Source organism: Ignavibacteriales bacterium (assembly GCA_020635255.1).
In the GTDB taxonomy this organism is placed as follows: Bacteria; Bacteroidota; Ignavibacteria; order Tepidaquicellales; family Tepidaquicellaceae; genus JAEYVS01.
This window is the reverse complement of the sequence record JACKAC010000002.1, coordinates 838942-859011: the sequence shown is the minus strand read 5'-3', so window position 1 is coordinate 859011 and position 20070 is coordinate 838942. Positions and strand designations below refer to the sequence as shown.

The 20070-nt window shown below is 38.8% G+C and carries 20 protein-coding genes; 7 read left to right on the top strand and 13 right to left on the bottom strand.

The features are described 5' to 3' along the window. Positions 1–15 precede the first annotated feature (15 nt). From H6614_11760 to uvrA, 4 genes are all read right to left on the bottom strand, one after another. Complete coding sequence (locus tag H6614_11760; protein MCB9244343.1) at positions 16–630, bottom strand: superoxide dismutase; 615 nt, start codon at positions 628–630, stop codon at positions 16–18. A gap of 97 nt (positions 631–727) precedes the next feature. Next, complete coding sequence (locus tag H6614_11755) at positions 728–1492, bottom strand: hypothetical protein (GenBank protein MCB9244342.1); 765 nt, start codon at positions 1490–1492, stop codon at positions 728–730. Between the two features lie 9 nt (positions 1493–1501). Next, entirely contained in the window at positions 1502–1702 is a 201-nt protein-coding gene (locus tag H6614_11750) for a hypothetical protein (protein MCB9244341.1), read from the bottom strand. Next, complete coding sequence (gene uvrA / locus H6614_11745; protein MCB9244340.1) at positions 1702–4605, bottom strand: excinuclease ABC subunit UvrA; 2904 nt, start codon at positions 4603–4605, stop codon at positions 1702–1704. The genes H6614_11750 and uvrA overlap by 1 nt, the downstream gene beginning before the upstream one ends. Before the next feature lie 74 nt (positions 4606–4679). Between uvrA and H6614_11740 the strand changes: the two genes are divergently transcribed. Further along, complete coding sequence (locus H6614_11740; protein MCB9244339.1) at positions 4680–5579, top strand: hypothetical protein; 900 nt, start codon at positions 4680–4682, stop codon at positions 5577–5579. Here H6614_11740 and H6614_11735 read toward each other — a convergent pair. The 6 genes from H6614_11735 to H6614_11710 are packed head-to-tail and all read right to left on the bottom strand — an operon-like array spanning position 5574 to position 9726. Next, the gene (locus H6614_11735; GenBank protein ID MCB9244338.1) at positions 5574–6197 is read right to left on the bottom strand and encodes an HAD family phosphatase; all 624 of its coding nucleotides are present in this window, start codon (positions 6195–6197) and stop codon (positions 5574–5576) included. The genes H6614_11740 and H6614_11735 overlap by 6 nt on opposite strands. A 3-nt stretch (positions 6198–6200) precedes the next feature. Next, the gene (locus tag H6614_11730; protein MCB9244337.1) at positions 6201–6806 is read right to left on the bottom strand and encodes a 2,3-bisphosphoglycerate-dependent phosphoglycerate mutase; all 606 of its coding nucleotides are present in this window, start codon (positions 6804–6806) and stop codon (positions 6201–6203) included. Positions 6807–6842: 36 nt separating this feature from the next. Further along, positions 6843–7391, bottom strand: coding sequence for a thioredoxin family protein (locus H6614_11725; GenBank protein MCB9244336.1), 549 nt, complete (start codon positions 7389–7391; stop codon positions 6843–6845). 2 nt (positions 7392–7393) lie between these two features. Further along, on the bottom strand, positions 7394–7948 hold the full coding sequence (locus H6614_11720) for a hypothetical protein (protein MCB9244335.1): 555 nt from the start codon (positions 7946–7948) through the stop codon (positions 7394–7396). Between the two features lie 34 nt (positions 7949–7982). After that, positions 7983–8780 (bottom strand): phosphatidate cytidylyltransferase, encoded by a 798-nt coding sequence (locus H6614_11715; GenBank protein ID MCB9244334.1) that lies wholly within the window; start codon positions 8778–8780, stop codon positions 7983–7985. Further along, positions 8773–9726 carry a CPBP family intramembrane metalloprotease gene (locus tag H6614_11710; GenBank protein ID MCB9244333.1) on the bottom strand — a complete coding sequence of 318 codons (954 nt, stop codon included), beginning with the start codon at positions 9724–9726 and terminating at the stop codon, positions 8773–8775. The genes H6614_11715 and H6614_11710 overlap by 8 nt, the downstream gene beginning before the upstream one ends. A gap of 128 nt (positions 9727–9854) precedes the next feature. Here H6614_11710 and H6614_11705 point away from each other — a divergent pair, with 128 nt between their 5' ends. Both H6614_11705 and H6614_11700 read left to right on the top strand, forming a co-directional pair. Continuing rightward, positions 9855–10913 (top strand): site-2 protease family protein, encoded by a 1059-nt coding sequence (locus H6614_11705; protein MCB9244332.1) that lies wholly within the window; start codon positions 9855–9857, stop codon positions 10911–10913. 9 nt (positions 10914–10922) lie between these two features. Continuing rightward, entirely contained in the window at positions 10923–12131 is a 1209-nt protein-coding gene (locus tag H6614_11700) for an MFS transporter (GenBank protein ID MCB9244331.1), read from the top strand. Here H6614_11700 and pgeF read toward each other — a convergent pair. From pgeF to H6614_11685, 3 genes are all read right to left on the bottom strand, one after another. Next, positions 12128–12859 (bottom strand): peptidoglycan editing factor PgeF, encoded by a 732-nt coding sequence (gene pgeF / locus H6614_11695; GenBank protein MCB9244330.1) that lies wholly within the window; start codon positions 12857–12859, stop codon positions 12128–12130. The genes H6614_11700 and pgeF overlap by 4 nt on opposite strands. Before the next feature lies 1 nt (position 12860). Beyond that, a complete protein-coding gene (gene arfB, locus H6614_11690; protein ID MCB9244329.1) occupies positions 12861–13271 on the bottom strand; it encodes an aminoacyl-tRNA hydrolase in 411 nt (136 codons plus the stop codon). Between the two features lie 76 nt (positions 13272–13347). Next, positions 13348–14148 (bottom strand): T9SS type A sorting domain-containing protein, encoded by an 801-nt coding sequence (locus tag H6614_11685; GenBank protein MCB9244328.1) that lies wholly within the window; start codon positions 14146–14148, stop codon positions 13348–13350. Between the two features lie 2317 nt (positions 14149–16465). On the opposite strand from H6614_11685, the gene H6614_11680 reads away from it, so the two are divergent. The 4 genes from H6614_11680 to H6614_11665 all read left to right on the top strand — a co-directional run bounded on the left by H6614_11680 (position 16466) and on the right by H6614_11665 (position 20070). Continuing rightward, positions 16466–17443: a PD40 domain-containing protein gene (locus H6614_11680; protein ID MCB9244327.1), complete on the top strand. Its 978-nt coding sequence runs from the start codon at positions 16466–16468 to the stop codon at positions 17441–17443. Positions 17444–17456: 13 nt separating this feature from the next. Then, positions 17457–18413 (top strand): methylenetetrahydrofolate reductase, encoded by a 957-nt coding sequence (locus H6614_11675; GenBank protein ID MCB9244326.1) that lies wholly within the window; start codon positions 17457–17459, stop codon positions 18411–18413. Between the two features lie 173 nt (positions 18414–18586). Continuing rightward, positions 18587–19234: a hypothetical protein gene (locus tag H6614_11670; protein MCB9244325.1), complete on the top strand. Its 648-nt coding sequence runs from the start codon at positions 18587–18589 to the stop codon at positions 19232–19234. Positions 19235–19236: 2 nt separating this feature from the next. Further along, the gene (locus H6614_11665) at positions 19237–20070 is read left to right on the top strand and encodes a hypothetical protein (protein MCB9244324.1); all 834 of its coding nucleotides are present in this window, start codon (positions 19237–19239) and stop codon (positions 20068–20070) included.

Genomic DNA, 20070 nt, shown 5'->3' with positions numbered 1-20070 from the left:
AAAATTACTTTTTAGTTATGCTTTAGCAGAACTGTAGAGATTAGCTACCTCATCCCAATTAACCACATTCCAAAACGCGGCTAGATAATCAGGTCTTTTATTTTGATATTTGAGATAGTATGCATGTTCCCAGACATCGCACCCAAGAATAGGAGTGCCTTTTTCATCTGCAATATCCATCATCGGATTGTCCTGATTAGGTGTAGATGTTACAACTAATGAACCATCATCTTTTACAATGAGCCATGCCCAACCGGATCCGAACCTATTAGCGCCAGCTTCCTCAAATTTCTTTTTAAAATCATCGAATGAACCAAAAGCATTATTAATAGCATCGCCGAGATCACCAGCGGGATTTCCACCGCCTCCATTTTTCATCATTTTCCAGAAGAGTGAGTGATTATAGTGTCCTCCACCATTATTTCTTACGGCGGCAGGATATTTAGAAATGTTTTTAATAATGTCTTCTATGGGAAGATTAGCGGCATCCGTTCCGTCAACCGCGGCGTTTAATTTATCAACATACGCTTTGTGGTGTCTGTCGTGGTGAATCTCCATAGTCATAGCATCAATGCTCGGCTCAAGAGCATCATTTGGATAAGGGAGCGGGGGTAATTCGAAAGCCATGATATTTATCCTCTCTTTAGATTAGTTCATAAAGAGGCAATATAACATTCACAGAAAATAACTTCTATACAAATTGAAATGACTTTGCAAGCAGGTGTTTTTATAATTCTATGCCCATAAGTACATTCAGCTTTAGCTGAAGACCGAAATTATTGGCATAGCTTTTTGTGGCATCGGCAGGGCTTTCCTGGTAAGTATTAAAATTCCAGGTTTGGTTTACGTAAGTAAAATCCGATTCTTTAAGCTGTATCTGGTAGTATGTCCTGACAACAAACTCGAATTGTTTTCCCCAGGGGCTGTAGCTGAACTGCATATAAGGGGTGAGAGCAACAAGATTGTTATTATTCGCAAAGTCATCATTATTTTCCTGACCGACATCAACATAACTTGGGACTGTTGCATCATTAGTATTATATAGGCGGGTTCGAAGAACAATTTTGCCGAAGTCCATTGTTGAACCGGCAAGGAGCTTGAATCCTTCCTGCCAGAAGATGTACTTACCTATACCAAAACCAAGAGTATTGGACCGAACAAGTAAGTCACGTTTATATGGCTGATCTACAAGCAGTGTTTCGTCGGAATATGTATATGCTCTCCTCTGGGTAAAACCAATTTCAAAAAGGAAACTTTCATCCAGAACTAAACCTCCAGACACCGTAAATCCGTAGAGTGTATTTATCTGACCGAGGTCTTTAGTAAGGTGGGTCCTTTCAACATTATACTTATTTATAACATAATTCAGTCCGTCAAGATCTTCATCACTTATACCATAGCCACCGGAATAATAGATATAGTTATGCTGCGAGAAAACGTCTTTTGTAAAGAGACATAAAAAAACGAATACTATGGCTATTATCCTATTCATTAAAGCAGATTATGACTTCCCGAAAGATTGTACAATATTCCCAACAAGAACACCTACGACCGCTCCGTAAGCAGACATGAGATATGCGTTGGATTGGATCGCACATTGTCCATTTGAGCAACCGACAAAATTCCAATACATGAATCCGCCAATTAGCCCAAGGAACAACCCTCCGAAAACGAACTTATATTTCTTCAAAAATGTGATCATTATTTTAGATATTTTTTTAAATATTTTCCTGTATAAGACTTCGATGATTTAGCAACTGCTTCCGGCGTACCCTCTGTTACAATATAACCTCCGTCATCACCACTCTCGGGTCCTAAGTCAATTATCCAGTCGGCACATTTAATAACATCGAGATTATGTTCAATAACGAGGACAGAATTGCCTTTTTTAATCAATTGCTCAAAACATTTTAGCAATTTTGAGACATCATTGAAATGCAATCCAGTGGTAGGTTCATCAAATATAAAAAGTGTATTATTGCCCTTATCCTGAAATGTAAGGTGATATGCCAGCTTTACGCGCTGGGATTCCCCCCCGGACAATGTCGAGCCCGATTGACCAAGCCTAATATAGCCCAAGCCGACATCGTCGAGTATTTTTAGCTTAGAGACGATCTTTGGATAGGGTTTGAAGAATTTAATTGCATCAGTAACGGTCATATCGAGGACTTCGCTAATATTTTTATGTGAACCGTCACCCCCTTTTAAAGTAATATCGAGCACGTCGAGTTTATATCTTTTGCCACGACACACTTCACATTCAAGTAGTATATCCGCCATAAACTGCATTTCAATCTTTACAATGCCGGTGCCCTCGCAAGTTTCACACCTTCCACCCGGGACATTAAAAGAAAAATAGCCGGGAGTTAAACCTTTTCTTTTGGCGGCTGATGTTGAGGAGAAAGCTTCGCGAATCACATCGAATGCTTTTATATATGTAACGGGATTACTACGTAAGGTCCTTCCAATTGGAGTCTGGTCAATAATTTCCACGGAATCAATCTTTTTGACACCTACTATCTCGTCATGACTTCCAATTTTCTCGTTATAGGATCCTTCCAGCTTTTTCTTAAGCGCTCCGTAGAGAATGTCATTAACAAGAGTCGATTTACCGGAACCGCTGACGCCTGTAATACAGGCAAAAACATTAAGCGGGATATTCACATCAATGTCTTTTAGATTATTCTCACTGGCTCCTTTGATAGTAATGAAGTCGGATTTTGAATCAACCTTTCTTCTCGAGGCTGGTATTTTTATCTGATCCTTACCACTGAGGTATTTCCCTGTAAGAGATTTCTTGTCAGCGAGGATTTCTTTATACGATCCCTGGAAAATGAGCTCTCCACCTTGTTCACCGGCAAGAGGACCCATGTCGATTATTTCGTCGGAAGCCTCCATCATATCGGAATCATGTTCGACAACAATTACGGTATTACCGAGGTCACGCAGGGATTTCATAATACTGATCAGCCGGTCATTATCGCGCGGGTGAAGTCCAATGGACGGTTCATCCAACACGTAAACCGAACCTACAAGGGAAGAACCAAGCGATGTGGAAAGATTTATCCTCTGCGATTCACCGCCGGAAAGAGTATTGGAAAGCCTGTCCAGTGTGAGATATGTAAGACCAACTTCATTCAGATATTTCAAACGAGAAATAATCTCCTCAAGAATCCTGCCAGAAATCTGTTTGTCGTAAGCTGACAGTTTAAGGTTTATGAAGAAGTCGTATGCTTCGGATATTTTCATCCTAACTATATCGGCTATGGTCTTATCCGCAATTTTGACATAAAGAGCTTCCTTTCTAAGCCTCGAACCATCACATTCACTACATGTAGTATAAGCACGGTATTTATTAAGTAAAACCCTATAGTGTAGTTTATAGGATGCTTCCTTCTCTACCCTTTTGAAAAACTTATCAACACCAATGAAACTCTTCCCCCCTTTGAATATCTTCTTCATTTCGTCGGAAGTGAACTTTCCTACGGGTTTATGAATATCAATCCCCATGTCATCCGCGACTTCAATTAGAGAAGAAAGATGCTTAGAGTGTTTCGGAGTTGAAAACGGGGCGATAGCTCCCTGGAAAATAGACTTCTTTTTGTCGGGTATGACCAGATCATAATCTATGTCCATTGTTCTTCCAAAGCCCTGACATCTTTCACACGCACCAAAGGGGTTATTAAAAGAAAACATCCTTGGCTCAGGCTCAAGGAATCTAATACCGTCGCGCTCGAGGTAATGATTGTATTCGTGATCACCATAACCTTTTTCATTCATTACCCTAATAGTAACAAAACCGTCACTCTCCTTATAAGCCATTTCGATAGAATCATTTAGACGGGAGAGGGTTTCCTGATCAGATACGTCAAGAGTAAATCTATCAACTATTATTTTTAGAGGTTCATCCTTTGAGGATTTCCATATCTTTTCAATCAAGTCCTTATCTTCGATGTCATTCAGGTCAACGATCTCATCTTTCAAAAAGAGCCGGTAGAAACCTTTTGCGCGAAGCCCGGTGAGGATGGATTGTAATATAGCTTTATCTGTGAAATTCTGCTTAAAATATACATAAAGCTTAAGCGTACCGCTCTTAGCTAAGCCGGATATTTCTTTGATTATTGTGTCGGGAAGATCTTTTGTAACAAGTTTTCCGCTTTCGGGCGAGTATGTTTTACCAATCCTTGCAAAAAGAAGACGGAGGTAATCGTAGATTTCGGTAGTAGTACCAACCGTAGAACGCGGATTCCTTGTCCTTGTTTTCTGCTCGATAGCCATAGACGGAGCAAGTCCAGCCATGAAATCTACGTCCGGCTTATTCATCCTTTCGAGGAACTGCCTAGCATAGGATGAAAGGCTCTCAACATATCTTCGCTGACCCTCAGCATAAATCGTATCAAAAACAAGTGACGACTTACCTGATCCGCTGACACCCGTTACAACAACAAGTTTTTGTTTGGGAATATCAACATCAATGTTCTTAAGATTATGTACTCGAGCACCACGGATGATAATAAACTTCCTTGCATCCGGAAGGGATTTCCCTGCCGGACCGGAGCCGTTTTTACCCGAAGAAGCCGTTGTTTTCTTGATTACTTTTTCCATTGAAGCAAAATATATAAAATAGAATTTTAATAGATTAGAATCAGTTCTATAATTTGTACTATTACGCACATGAAATGAAGAGAGTATTACCCTTAATAATATTACTTTTTTGCGCTTTTAATCTGAACGCCCAGGAGCTATTCATTAATTCCCCGGCGGCGGCAAATATTTCCAAAAACAGGCTCGAAATACGTAACAACATTCAGGAATATGACAATTTTCAATATTTTCACAATTCGTTCGATATTAATTACGGGATAACCGGAAAGCTTTCGATCTATAATAAGTTTTTCTATACGACTGACGCCAATTATAAATTTATCGGTGACTTCACCCCATCTCTGCGATACAGGATTTACGATATAGATAGTAAGAACACACACTACAGGTTTGCAGTTCAGTCCGGTTTGAGGATACCGATCGATTCGCAACCAATAGTCGGGGATAAGGTAGAGTATGAGCTTCACCCCGGGCACGTTGTTCAATTTTACAATTTTGTGAATGACATTACGGTACCAATAATAGATTTTCACACAACGGATAATTACACATGGAGTAATACAGTGGTAGCAACTGCGCTTTTTCATAAACTTGCCATAAGCGCGGATGCAAGCTACAATGCAAATTTTGCGAAAGGTGATTTCAAATTCGGGAATTACTATCAATGGGGCTTGAATTTCGGATATCTAGTTCTTCCCCGTCAATATGAAAGCTATAACGACGTGAATCTTAACGTGTATTTTGAAAACAAAATGTACTACTTCAATAAGAATTACTTTAATAATGACGTAATCTTCAATTCGGGGGGATTCAGGTGGGACGGATACCTCGGATTGCAGACAATTTTCTTTTCCAGCCTAATTGTAGAGGGATCATATAATTTCCCTATCCACTCTAACGAATATACCGAAACACAGGTCCAGACAAGGCCTTCTTCAATTTTATTCAGCGTAAGGTATTTATTCTTCCTATGATTTCTTTAGAAGTAACTTAAACTCTTTCTCAAGGTCGTCGTGGTAGGTATACAGATGTGTGGTTAAGCCAAGTTTTTTACCAATCTTTATATTGTCGGGCATGTCATCAATGAAGTAACTTTCTTTAGGGTCTATTCCATACTTTTCGAATATGTGTTCATAAATTTCTTTATCCGGTTTTATATGACCCGTCCGGTAAGAAATCACCTTGTTTTTAATGAGGTCTATGTGCGGATAGATCTTGTAAAGGTATGGGATGTGGAGGTGGTCAGTATTCGACAGTAGGTAAACGTTGAACTTTTTGCTTTTAATAATCTTCTTCAGGAATTTCTCCATGGGTTTATTAGCCCAGAAAATATCCCGGTAGATTTTTACAAACCTTTTATAACTAATCGTAAGCTTGAATTCTTTTTTAAGTATTTTATAGAACTCCTTCCCCGTCAGATGCCCGCTTCCCAGTTTTTCCATAAGACGGTGCTCAACGATATAACCACGAAAGGCATTTGTACTGAAACGTTTTTCGTAGGAAGCTATACCGCTGAAAAAGTAATTATGATCGAAAAAGACGAGTGTATTACCGAGATCGAATATTATATTCTTTATTTCTTTTCGCGACAAGCTTTAAAGATATTTTGTTTCCAGCACATTGAGGTCATTATCCAGAACGTATAGTTTAGGATGACCGGTCGGGATCTCAACTTTCACAATCTCTTCAGGAGAAAGCTTCTCCAGATACATTATTAATGCGCGAAGGCTATTACCGTGAGCAGAAATTATAATATCCTTACCGGCTCTTAATTCCGGTTCTATCTTTTCCTTATAGTAAGGCAGTACCCTATCAGCTGTGTCTTTCAGGCTCTCACCGGCAGGCGGAGCAATATCAAAGCTGCGTCTCCATATATGTACCTGTTCCTCACCAAATTTCTGACGGGTCTCATCTTTATTGAGCCCTTGAAGGTCACCATACATCCTTTCATTGAGAGCGAGATCCTTTTCGACGGAAATGTCTGCCTGACCTATCTCACCTAATATAATATCAAGTGTGTGCTGAGCTCTTACGAGATCGGATGTGTAGGCTTTATCAAATTTATATCCTTTTAGTAGATCACCGGCTTTTTTGGCTTCTTCCTCACCTTTTGGAGAAAGATCTATATCGACCCAGCCGGTAAAACGGTTTTCAAGATTCCACTGCGACTGACCATGACGGACAATAATGAGATTTGGCATAAAGTATAAAATTTAAATTTTCTATCGGCAGGAAATTTATTTTTTCCATTTTATCGAACAGCCAATGGATGGGATCTGCTTAAAATCAATATCCTTTCCTTCGAGAAGCAATTCGATAGCGTTTTCGAGTTCATTTGAAGTTACTTTTTTTTCCTCTTTCCAGTTATCATCTATTCTCCCTCTATACTTGAGTGTCCTATTCCGGTCATATACATAAATATCAGGGGTACACTGCGCGTCATACTTACGTGCTATATCCTGTGTTTCATCCACAAGGTAGGGGAAATTTAAATTCCTCTCTTCAGCAAACCTTTTCATATTATCGAATGAATCTTCAGGGTATGCTTCTGGATCGTTCGAATTTATTGCTAAAAATTGCACTCCCTTACCAGCAAACTTTTCCTGCAAAGCAACGAGCCGTCCGGTGACACCCTTTACGTAAGGACAGTGATTACATATGAACATTACTACAAGGATATTCTTGTCGGTATGGTGAGAGGGTGAATGATAATTATCATCAATACCTTTGAGGTTAAAATCTATGATCTCCGAACCGAGGTTAAGGAAATTACTTTCTACAGCCATTTTTAAAAATCGTTATAATCATAATCAAAGTCTTCGTCTTCATCATCCTCATCCATTTCCGGATGAAAATCTTCGTAGATAAAGCTTACCTGGACTTTACTCTTTTTAAAATCTTCAACATCTTGCTTAAAAACCTCTTCCGTAATGAATCTATATTTTTCTTTTACGGGAAAGTCATTTTTAAAGTGGACGATAATATTATGCTTATCAAGAAGAGCAATCAGCTTACCATATTCTTCGCTAAAATCGTCCGGTTTAACCTTATCGACGGGAGGACATTTTGGACTGCCGATCTTTTCGAATACGGAAACAATGGTGACCTCTTTATTTTTATCATAGTCTTTAAGGTGTTTCATTACTTCTTTCTCTTCATCCTCTTCATCAATCTCACCTAATACTTCCTCTTCCTCAAAATCATCATCCTCAGCAAGAAGCGAATCACCCTGCATTATATCATCCAGTTCGGAACTCTCCTCTTCGTCCTCAGCAGATTTAGGAGCCTTCTTTGTTTCCTTTACAGGATCCTCTTTTTTCTCAGCATTTTTTCTTCTAGCCATTCGTGAATAACAGATTAGAAACTGTCAAATAAATTTAGTTAATAAAGAATCGTATATAAGTATAGTAAATATAAATAAAAGGTGAAATAAAAATAAGGCTATCAAATCTATCCAATACACCACCGTGTCCGGGAATTATATTCGATGAATCTTTTTGGTCAACATACCTTTTTAATATAGATTCAAAAAGATCCCCCACAGGTCCAAAAATTCCAATCGCAAAACCCATTATTACCGCATCAATAACGGTAATTTCATTTACAAAGAAATAACGATAAACAAAAGAAACAATCACAGCCATAACAAGTCCTATCAAAGCTCCCTCGATCGTTTTAGAGGGGCTGATGTCGGAAAGTTGTCTTTTACCAAATGCTTTCCCACCAAAATATGCAAAAGTGTCCGTCACCCATATTAAGATGATGCAGTAAAGCACTATATTGAAACCGGGGATCTTTAGCAGAAGGTTTAGCATTATCAGCGGGACTGTTATATATACTACCCCGAATACTGCAATAAAAGGGTTCTTGGGATTGCGCTTATCACGCCGGAAAACTTCAAATGATATTATCAAAATATAGAAAACTATCATTAAATAGATGAGATTTTCCAGCGAGTAATATGCTACGACCATCATCGACAAAGAAAACAGAATGGAAGTCCTTTTTAATATAAAAAACCGCTTCTTTTCAAACATTGTATAGAGCTCCCAAAGCCCAAGAGCGCATATCACCATAGAAAATACAAGGAAATATAACCCTCTCTCATACACAAGTAAAAGCAGTACAGGCGCGGCAATAACGCCTACGAGTATTCTTTTGGTAACATTACTCATCAGGCGGAGTGGAAATTATGTTATCTGCCGGCGGAGCCGGGGATGAAGCGATGCGTTTGATAAGTCTCATGACAATAATAAAAAGTACTAATGAAATCACCCCATATATAAGCATGGCAATTTCATTGCCGCCGGATAAGACATCCTCGCTGAGGCTTTCCGTACCGACAATATAGACAGCAATAACCGCAATCGTATTATTGATAAAGTGTGCTATGATCCCTGTATAGATACTACCACTATAATGTACGATGTAACTAAGAAAGAATCCCAATAATGCAAGCGGGATAACATTAAGCGGATGGAAATGAAATATTGCAAACAAAATACCTGTGTAAGTTATAGCCTGTAAAGCCTTAAAAGAGCGCTCGAAATTTTTAAGTATCAGACCCCGGAAGAAGAACTCCTCGCAAATGGCAGGAGTAATCGATATAACAAAAATTACCAATAACAACTCCGGAATAGAATGTGAAGCAACGAGCTTGATAGTCATTTCCTCGAACATATTATCAAGGTCCTTGAGCGCGGAAGTTACATTATCGCCTAACGGAAGTGAATAGATAAGTTTATTCTGGAAATATAAATATGCCTCTATAGCGGGCTGGATTAGAATAATTCCTATTACACTCAGCGAAACCATCGGAAGCGACGGTCTTTTAATTTTAAAGGCATCTTTGAACTTATTACCCTGCAGATAGCTAAGTAGAAGCACAGGGGCGAGTATTAACATGAATTGCGAGAAAGCAGTCATAATCCTCATTCCATCAGCATCACCACCTGTCGGATCATCAACTCCAAAAAACGACAGTGCCAGAAAACCGCCAATTATCTGATAGGTAAAAAAGACAACGAATAACGTTAATACAACGTATAGCCTTGGGGGAATATTCTCGAAAGGAAATTTTTTCCCAGATTGAGGATCGATATTGAGATCAGGTTCGTTCACACTAACATAATGATAATTTCATTTTGCAATATCATCAAAATTCTTAACTATTTAAAGAACAAAGGGGATGAAATTTGGCAAGCATAATTCATTTAAATTGAAAATTAATACCAATATATTAGCAGATTATGTCTGAATACAAGCTGAAATATACAGGTGATGACGAGAGCAGGTACAAAGGTGAAGTAGTCTACAGTGACGAAAAAGCCAAAGAAAAGCCTAGATACTTTGTAAATATCATATTATTTATTGCCACGTTTGTAACCACAACTTTTGCCGGAGTTGCATGGCTGCAAAAAGACCCCACACAGCTTTTAAATTTTTCCCTGGGGATTACATATTCCGTACTGATCATGCTGGTTATTACTACACATGAATTTGGACATTATTTTGCGGCAAGAATACATAAAGTACCGGTAACTCTTCCCTATTATATTCCATTTCCTTTTTTAGATCTAAACCCTTTCGGTACTATGGGGGCTGTTATTCGAATGAAGGCTCATAGATATACAAGGAAAGGTCTTTTTGACATTGGAGCATCAGGTCCAATTGCGGGATGGATAACATGTTTAATAATTCTTATTATTGGATTTAAATCACTGCCCGGAATCGAATATCTATATAATATCCATCCGGAAATTGCAATAAACGGTTTAAGTGACAAAGGATTCCACTTCGGGGAAAATTTTATGTTTTCATTTATAGGTAAGGTATTTGCGCCGGAAGGAAGCTTCATCCCTCCAATGAATGAGGTATATCATTATCCATTTTTGTGTGTGGGGTGGTTTGGGCTTTTAATAACATCGCTAAATCTAATGCCAATTGGACAACTCGATGGCGGTCATATTATTTATTGCATGTTCCCAAAATATTACAAAACTGTCGCAAGAATATTTTTCGTTTTATTGCTACTATTCGGCTTGATAGGAGTTTTTCCTGTTCTGGAATATTATGATGTTTTAAAAACGTCGGGCATGTCACCAGTAACCGACTGGTTATTACAGTTCGGATCGATATCCTGGTTAATATGGGCAATATTAATTTTATGGGTGATCAAGATAGAGCATCCCGACACTGTTGAAAATAAAACCGAAGAGCTAGACACGGGAAGAATGCTTTTAGGATTTCTGTGTATAGTGATATTTATTACATCGTTCACACCAAGACTTGCATATGACATCAAATAGAAAATTAACGTGAGAAAAAATCCCGCATTACTGGTAATATTCCTGATAATCTTTATTGACCTGCTGGGCTTCGGGATCATCATTCCGTTACTTCCCACATTTTCGGTGAATGTTTTGCATATCGATGAATCTACTATCGGACTGGTTGCCGGGATTTATTCTTTAATGCAATTCTTCTTCACGCCGGTATGGGGAGGATTGTCTGATAAATACGGACGCAAGCCCATACTTATAATGAGTCTTATCGGGAGTGTTATATCATACACAATGCTGGGTTTTGTATTTTCAGGGGCATTATTATCCGTAGTGCTATTGATAGTTTCGAGGGCTTTTGCGGGGATATTTTCGGCAAATATATCAGCCGCACAGGCAGTAATATCCGATGTTACCACACCGGAAGAAAGAACCCGTGGAATGGGATTGATAGGAGCGGCGTTTGCATTGGGATTTGTATTCGGTCCTGCTCTAGGAGGGTTACTTTCCAATAAGTTCGGACACGGTGTACCTATCTTCGTCGCGGCTTTTCTCTCATTCATCGCGCTGATATTGTGTCTCACTATTTTCAAAGAGTCTCATCCTGTCGAAATGCAGGAAAAATACAGGAAGCTTAATAAGAAAATTAGATCTGTTGATCTTAAACTCTTTAAGAAGACCCTGACTCACGGAGACCTGGGCAAACTAATAATTATCTCTTTTGTCTTTGTATTTGCATTTTCAAATATGTTTGGTTCTTTCCAGCTTTTTGCCGAAAGAAAAGACGGACTGGGCCTTAACGAGGAACAGATAGGATATTTATTCAGCCTGCTGGGGATAGTGGGCGCTATAGTACAGGTGTTTCTGATCAAACACATCAAAAATATTTTTGGCGACGGTAAGTCGCTTATAATAGGGTTATCACTAAGTGTTTTTGGGCTTGGGTTGATACCATTCTTCCACGGTATATTTGGGATAGTAGTAGTGCTTATTATACTTGCACTGGGTAATAGTATCGGTAACACTGTGTCGTTAAGCCTCATATCGCAAAAAGCTAACCGCGAAGAAATGGGAACGACATTGGGAGTAAACCAATCTTTGAGTTCATTTGCAAGATTTTGCGGTCCGGCGTGGGGAGGATTCTCGTATCAGCATTTCGGCTACAAAGCCCCGTTTGTATTCGGGGGTATATTTATGGCAATAACAGCAGTCTATACATTCTTTGTTTTGAGACATCACGATTAAGAAATCATTCCAATAACGCCAAACATCCTTCCCGACATTTCCCTGTCCCTGCGGTATGAATGGAAAGTATCTTTCTCCCCGTAAGTACAGTGAGGTGAGATCTCTATGTTTTCTTTCATAACGCCCAATCTAATAAGCTGAGAAGTATTTTCTTTTTTGAGATCGATATGATATTTGTCGCCCTTCTTATATTTTACATCTTCCGAAAATAATTCACCAACTTCCTCCCCTACTTCGAAATATTCCTGCGAAATACAAGGACCCAGATAAGTAACCAGATTACCGGGATCTATTCCATATAGTGTGATCAATTGCTGAATTGTCTTTTCGGTTATTTTATTAGCGGTGCCCCGCCATCCTGCATGGATCGCAGAGATTATCCTCTTTACAGGATCATAAAGAAAGACAGGAAGGCAATCAGCAACACTTACCGTTAGAAAGACATCCTTTTTATTTGTGAAGGTTGCATCACATTCTCCGGCAAAGCCACCACATATAATGTCCTTTGAAATGTCAGAGTGAACCTGCCTTTGAAAATTTACATTTTCGAGAGGAATTCCCAGCCCACCAAAAAAAACCTCCCTATTCTTTAAAACATTCTCTTTTTCATCGTTTGTAGCGAGACTAAGATTCATTCCATATGGAGAAGAGACCCCTCCCTCGATGGTACTGAAACCGAATTTAATTTCGGGGAATTTTTGAAATATTTCAGGATAAGTATAACTCATATTAATCTTCGGGAGAAAACCCGCGCTGACGTTTCTTCTCGCTTCGTACCTTTTTTTCTTTTAACCTTTTCTCTTTAGATTCTTTAGAAGGTTTCGTTGGTTTTCGTTTCTTCTTTTTGACGAGAGCTTTTTCAAGCATAAGAATTAACTTGTCTGAAGCTTCTTTTTTGTTTTTCAACTGTGACCGGTGAACCTGCGACACAGTCCGCAAATTGCCTTCTGAATCTATCTTAGTGGATAGTTTTGTGGTTAAAATGATTTTCTCATCATCGGTTAAGGCTTCAGAAAACGGTATATTTATTACCGCTTCAACTTTTGTTTCAACTTTGTTAACATTCTGACCTCCCTTACCGCCACTACGTGAAGTCTTGTATTCGATTTCCTTTTCGATATTTCTATCTTTGAGATCCATTACTTTAAAATACTTTCACTAAAATAAAAAAGGACTGATAAAAATCAGTCCTTTTCAATATGAATTTAAACCAACATTATTTTAGTAGCACAAGTTTTTTAGTCTGCACAAATTCATCGGTCTCCAGACGATAGAAATAAATTCCCGATGCAAAATTGCCTGCACCCCATGAATAACGGTAAGTGCCTGCTGAAAGCTCGCCGTTGAAAAGTTCAGCTACTTTCTGCCCGAGAGAATTATAAATTGTAAGCTTTACGTTAGATCCTTTTGGGAGATCGAATTTTATATTCGTATTTGGATTGAAAGGATTAGGATAGTTTTGATAAAGCTCGTATTTGTCAGGGATTACAGATGAGATAGGTTCGATACCTACTACTTCCGGTGAAATAGCTAATCCGTTAATACCCTGTAAACCGGTAGCGCCAATTGTTGATCCCGCTCCATTTGTCGTATCAATCGAAATCAGACTACTGTTTTGAGTTCCAAGTCCGGATAACCCATACAGCTTTCCTACCTTATCAAAACAAATATCCGCTATAATTCCCGCACTTACCGGACCAACCGAAGTTGCGGAAGCGTCAGATTTATTTATTTTATAAAGAGTTCCGGTAAGAGTAACACCCCACATCTGTCCATTAAGCGGATTGATAGTTAGCCCGTATAAGTTACTTACACCCGTATTGCCGACCGGGGTTGTATCACCACTCGAAAGATTATATTTATAAAGCCTACCTGCCGAATTGACAAGGTAAAAGTCATCATTAAGATCAAAAGTTATACCTCTTATATTGGCAACAGGGACATCCGCAAATAGGTACGCATCACCGGCAGATGCATTTACTCTTACAAGCTGGGATGTTGGTGATCCGGAAATCATTCCGAATAACTGATTAGTAGAAGGCTGTATTGTTAAACCAGTCAATTGTGCAAACCCTGTCTGACCGACAGGTGTTGCCGTGCCGGATCCGCTGTTAAGTGTCACCAGTTGTCCGTTGTTTTGCGTACCTGTTGCTCCATATAAAGTTTGAGGCTGAACAGGCGCAATAGTAAATCCTTTTCCAGCAAGCTTGACAATCTTGGTAGATCCCGTGCCATTATTGCTGGTAATCGTAAGGTCGGCAACCTTATCGCCGGCTGAAGATGGTTTAAATACAACTTTTACGACAGAAGAATCCTGGTATGCTAGCCCTATCGGGAAAGACCCGGCTTGAGTTATCTGAAATTCGGAGCTGGAACTCTGTATATTGCTAATCGATAAATTTGCGTCACCGTAATTATACATCGTAATACTGAATGTATCACTGACCGTGCCAGCCTGATGTACACCTAAGTAAACTGAGTCGGTAGAAGTAAATATCCGCGGACCTGAGAAAGGAACAAGTCTTATATTACCTACCCAGCCGGCCCACGTATTAACAGGAGTTTCAGCATACTCCGTAAGTACCCAGAAATTATTTTGATCCGAAGGATCAACAAAAGCTCCGTTGTAGTCTCCCCACCTGTTCCTGGTATCACCAAAGGTCTTTATGTAGTTAGCCTTTCCTGATTGCAATGTCCTTGTCGGGTCAACAGTATTTGGGGGATCGGAATTTAATCGAGATGAATAATAAGCTCCCATATACTCATCATTTGCCGACCGAGAGAATGTAAACAATAGATTCATATCCTGATCCACTCCCATGGCGGGATAAACATGATAATGTTGTGAGTCACCGAATCTATAATCCTCCATAGCAGTATTGGATGAAACATCAATTTTTACATATCTGACAGATGAAAATCCGGAACCGTCAGAAACCGAGTGAACCGCCCATAAAAATCCGTTTCTATATGTAGGTTCATGCCGGAAATTGAAACCTCCTCCGTCAATGAAAGGTGTACCTCCTCCCAGCTGGTTAGCATTTGGCGGTGAAAAATAAGTCGATACCGGAACGCTGACTGCCGTCATAGTCGGAGTGGTCAAAGGATTGCTCAACTTGTATAAGTATACCGCAGTACCCGTTGTAAATGCCGACTGACAGATAAAATAAAACTCAGACGGATTGCCATATACGATCGCAGGTCTGATACCAAACGCAGAGGTACCTCCACCCGGAGGAATTGTAACATTCCAGAGATCGGTCCAGCCAAGCGTACCTGCATTATTTGCGTAAAGCTGGGCTTTGTCATATATTCTGATACGGCATCCCTGGAAACTGCTTCCAAAAAAGAAGTTATTCGAAGTAAGGTATATGGCATTTGCATCGAAACCCACACCCTGGTAGTCACCCCAGCTTCCGTTGCTGGTGCTTCCGTAAACATCGGAAGGTGTAGCCCAGTTATACCATGTTCCAAGCGGGTCTGAATCATCTGATACAGAGATCAAAAACCTTCCAACCGGCGGTGAATCTGTTTGATGTAACAATACCAATATCCACCTGTTATTAAAATGATCATATTTTATTTTAGGATCGAATGTGCTAACACCGGGGAAAACCGATGCAAACCATTGATCGGATGATATACTTTTTAAAAGATGACCGGCTTTATCCCAAATTTTAAAGCGACCGTTGTCGATAGTAATAATATGGTTTGGGCCAACTGCAACATCAAAATCCGGAGGAATAAAGTTGCCGGGATCCAGAGAACCTTGATAACTTTCAAGAACTACCGGTGGAGTGCCGCCCCTATTTATAACCATCTGTTCAGGTCCTTGTGGTTTTGTTTCCGGGTCGGGATTCATATAATTCGGATAGAGTTCAAATTCTTCCTCATTCCTGAGCTCCCTTCTAACCGAAAGAGGGAGTTCGTTATTATCATAGGAATCAAGAAATTGCCCTGTATTTACAACCACCCCACTGGGGACACTACCTGAAGCGGGACCCTGATAAAGCTGGGCATTAGCAAATAAAGGAATAATTAGAAATAAAGATAGAATTGGGAGAAACTTTTTCATTTTCCTGCTTGGTTTAGTTATTACATACTACGTTAATAAGATAAGGAATTTAAACAATTTTAATAATTTATTTATTATATATGAATATTTTAGATAGCTTAAAAAATGAGCAGTTTTTAAAGGAGTATTCATTTTTCATTCTTAACTTATTTTCCAGTAACACAGTTATGGACTTTATTTAAAGTAGAATATAAAATATATTTACTTATTAAAAAATTTTCTACATTTTAATGGAAATTTTAATAATTCAGGAGAAAAAATGAAAAAGATTCTTTGCAGCTTATTATTTGTTTTATTTCTAGCTTCAAATTCCTTTTCCTATAATATTGATAAAATAGTTTACGTTTCAACACAAAATCCAACCGGATTACTTCAAGTATTCATAATGGACGGTGACGGCAGTAACAAAAAACAGTTAACAAACATGACAACGAACTGCTTACATCCTGAGCTTTCACCTGATGGGAAAAAACTAGTTTTCCAAACCGACGATTACAGAATCTTTTATATTGAGGATATAAATGTTCCAAGCGAACCGTATTTTGTTTTCGGCGGAAGCAATCCAAGCTTTACCGTTGACGGTGATGAAATAATTTTCAACTCCGATCACGAGTTCATTAGTTCAATCTACATAATGGCGCCGGACGCGCCGGATGCGGACCTCCTTGCAATGGACGGATATTGCAATCAGCAGGAGCTTTCACCCGACGGTGAGAAAATATTGTTTTCAGGATTTTTGGATGGAACAAAGCAAATCTACCTTGCAGACCTGGACGATACGACCGATAATTATTTGAAACAGATTAGTGATAACGAAGACTCAAATCTGGAACCGGATATGACAAGCGACGGTAGTAAGTTCGTTTATGCGGGATTTGACCAGGCACTCAGAGGCACTATTTACATAAATAAGAACGGTGTCGAGAAAGAACTTACAAAGGGCTTACCCAGCTGTAACCAGCCGAAATTTTCACCGGACGGAAACACCATAGCATTCGTAGTTATCGATGGAACGAATGTAAATCTTCACGTAATGAAAGATGACGGAAGCAATACAACTAAAGTCCCGGTTTCATTGGGCAATATTGGTACATTCCAGTGGATAGATAATGAGAATATTGTTTATGATGCAGGTGATGATGATAGATATTCGATAGGTATAATAAATATATATACCGGTGAATCAAAAACTCTTGCTACCGGCGGTATAAATATTCATCCTTTTATTCTAAAGTAATTCCTAATACAGATTGAAAGTAATTGAGCATTTAGAGAGGGCTAAGAGCCCTCTCATAAGTTATGAAATTGTGCCTCTGCCTCGAGGAGGAGACATCCGTCTTCTTTTTGAGATTATAGATGGTTTAATCGCGTTTAATCCTCCTTTCATCGACGTGACGTCACATGCTGCCGAAATATATTACGAAGAGACAAAAGACGGTATTAGAAAGAAAACAAAAAGGAAAAAACCCGGTACGATCGGGATCAGTGTTGCCATAAAGAATAAATATAATATAGATACAGTACCGCATATCCTCTGCTTGGGATTTACACGTGAAGAGACAGAAGATGCGCTTATTGAATTAAATTATCTCGGTATTGAAAACGTGCTCGCAGTCAGAGGAGATGACAAAGGAAACTCAAAGCCGGTTCCAAAAGATAAAACCGTAAATTGCTATGCACATGATCTCGTAGGACAGATAGTTGACATGAATAATGGTAAATATCTCGATGAAGATCTTCTCGACGCAACACCAACCGATTTCTGTATTGGTGTTGGAGGATATCCGGAGAAACATTTTGAGTCACCTAATCTGAAATCAGACCTGGCTTATTTGAAAAAGAAAGTCGATGCTGGCGCGGATTATATAGTAACACAGATGTTTTTTGACAATAAATATTACTATAAGTTCGTGGACGACTGCCGAAAAGCCGGGATAAACGTCCCGATCATTCCCGGGCTAAAAGTTCTCTCTTCTAAAAAACATTTAAATAATATCCCAAAGAATTTTTTCGTAGAGATACCTGATGAACTAGCTGAAGAGATCGATAAAGCTAAAACCGAGCATATTTCGGATATTGGTATAGAATGGTCAATAAAACAGTGTGAGGATCTGCTTAATAATGGTGTTCCGGCTATACATTTCTACATAATGCAATATATTAAACCTATCCAAAAGGTTTTGAACAGGATCAAGCCTCATCTATAATGCCTTGATTTTTCAAGGTATCCTTTCTAATTTTAAGCTACGATGAGTATCCGACTAAAGCAGCAAAGAGAAAAACTAATACTTACTAAATACAAAAATTGTAAAAGTGTATCCTAAAGATACACTTTTTTTTTCTATGCAGTTTTAGCAAAGATGATCAAGCCGCCAAATAAGTGAACAAGATCAAAATACTAATATCGGAAAGAAAGTTAATCAACAAGTTCTTTAAAAGCTCCGAAATTTCTTCAATCGAGCCATTAGATTATCTCTTCTCCTCACGAAAGAAGATGATCGTTTATACTCCACCGGAGTTTACCGATAGAATAGCTCGAGCAATGCATAAAGCCGGCGGAGGAAATATTGGCGAATATGAAATGTGCTCATTTAGAATTGAAGGAACAGGTACATACAAGCCCGGAATAAAATCAATACCTCACAAAGGCAGTAAAGGAGAACTTTCCAGGGAAAGAGAAATCAGGCTGGAAATCGAATGTAGTGATAAGATACTTAATAAGGTCCTAGATGCCATGCTAAAAGTTCATCCGTATGAAGAAGTTGCATATGAGATCCTTGACTTTACAAAAAGAGAAAACGCTAGTGATGGAGCAGTAGTAACTTTAAAGAAACCGGTCAATTCAGCTGACCTGCTAAGTAAGCTTAATAAGAAGATAGTTCCGGATAAATTGAATTCTAAGACGAAGTTAAAGAAAATAGCAATACTTGAAAAAGATGCCGATGAAATTAATATTGAGAAAAGCAGGTTAAAAAAAGCAGAGGCAGTATTATTTGTGAACAATAAAGTTAATTTAATAATATTATAATTATGCAGGATAATCAAAACGAAGAATTGGTAAATGACCCGTCTTCCAAGGATGTTGAGACCAGGGTCATAGAATACTCAATGCAGGAGCATATTCAACCAATCCAGCAGATCCAGGATAAGCTAGTTGTTTTTTATGAGCTAGCGCAAGTTGATTCGGAACTTGCCGAGATAGAAGAGGAAAAGGGTGATCTCCCGCATCAGATAAAAAGATTGGAAGATAATGTTAAAAACTACAAAGCCCATATTGATGAGCATGAGAAGCTGGTTGCGAAACTAGACAAGGAAGAGCAGGCTCTTTCAAAGGAAAATAAGAAGTGTGAAGAGATAATCAGTAAATATGACGAGCAAAAATACAGCGTAAAGTCGAATAAAGAATATGATGACATAGTTAAGTCCATAGATTCAAACTTTGCGATAGTTGAAAAGAACGAGAAAAGGATAAAGGAAATCATTTCCGAAATTGAAGAACTTTCTGCAAAAGTAGATGATTATAAGAAAAAGTTTGAAGAGGAATCAAAAGAGCTCGAGGAAAATCAATCCAAACTGGACGAATTGAATCAGCAATATGAAGATGAGGAGAAAGAGTTAAACAAAAAAAGAAATGAACTACTAAAACAGCTTGATGATGATAAGAAGAATCTTTATAACAGGATTAACAGCTCATTCAAAGGTGAAGCTATTGCTGTTGTGAGGAAAGAAAATTGCAGCGGCTGTTTCAATTCAATCCCTCCACAAAGGGTCATCGAAATTCGATCTGCTCAGAAAATCTTTACATGCCAGTCATGCGGGCGTATCCTGATAGACGAAAGCCTTGTCAATACAGATTCTGAGTGA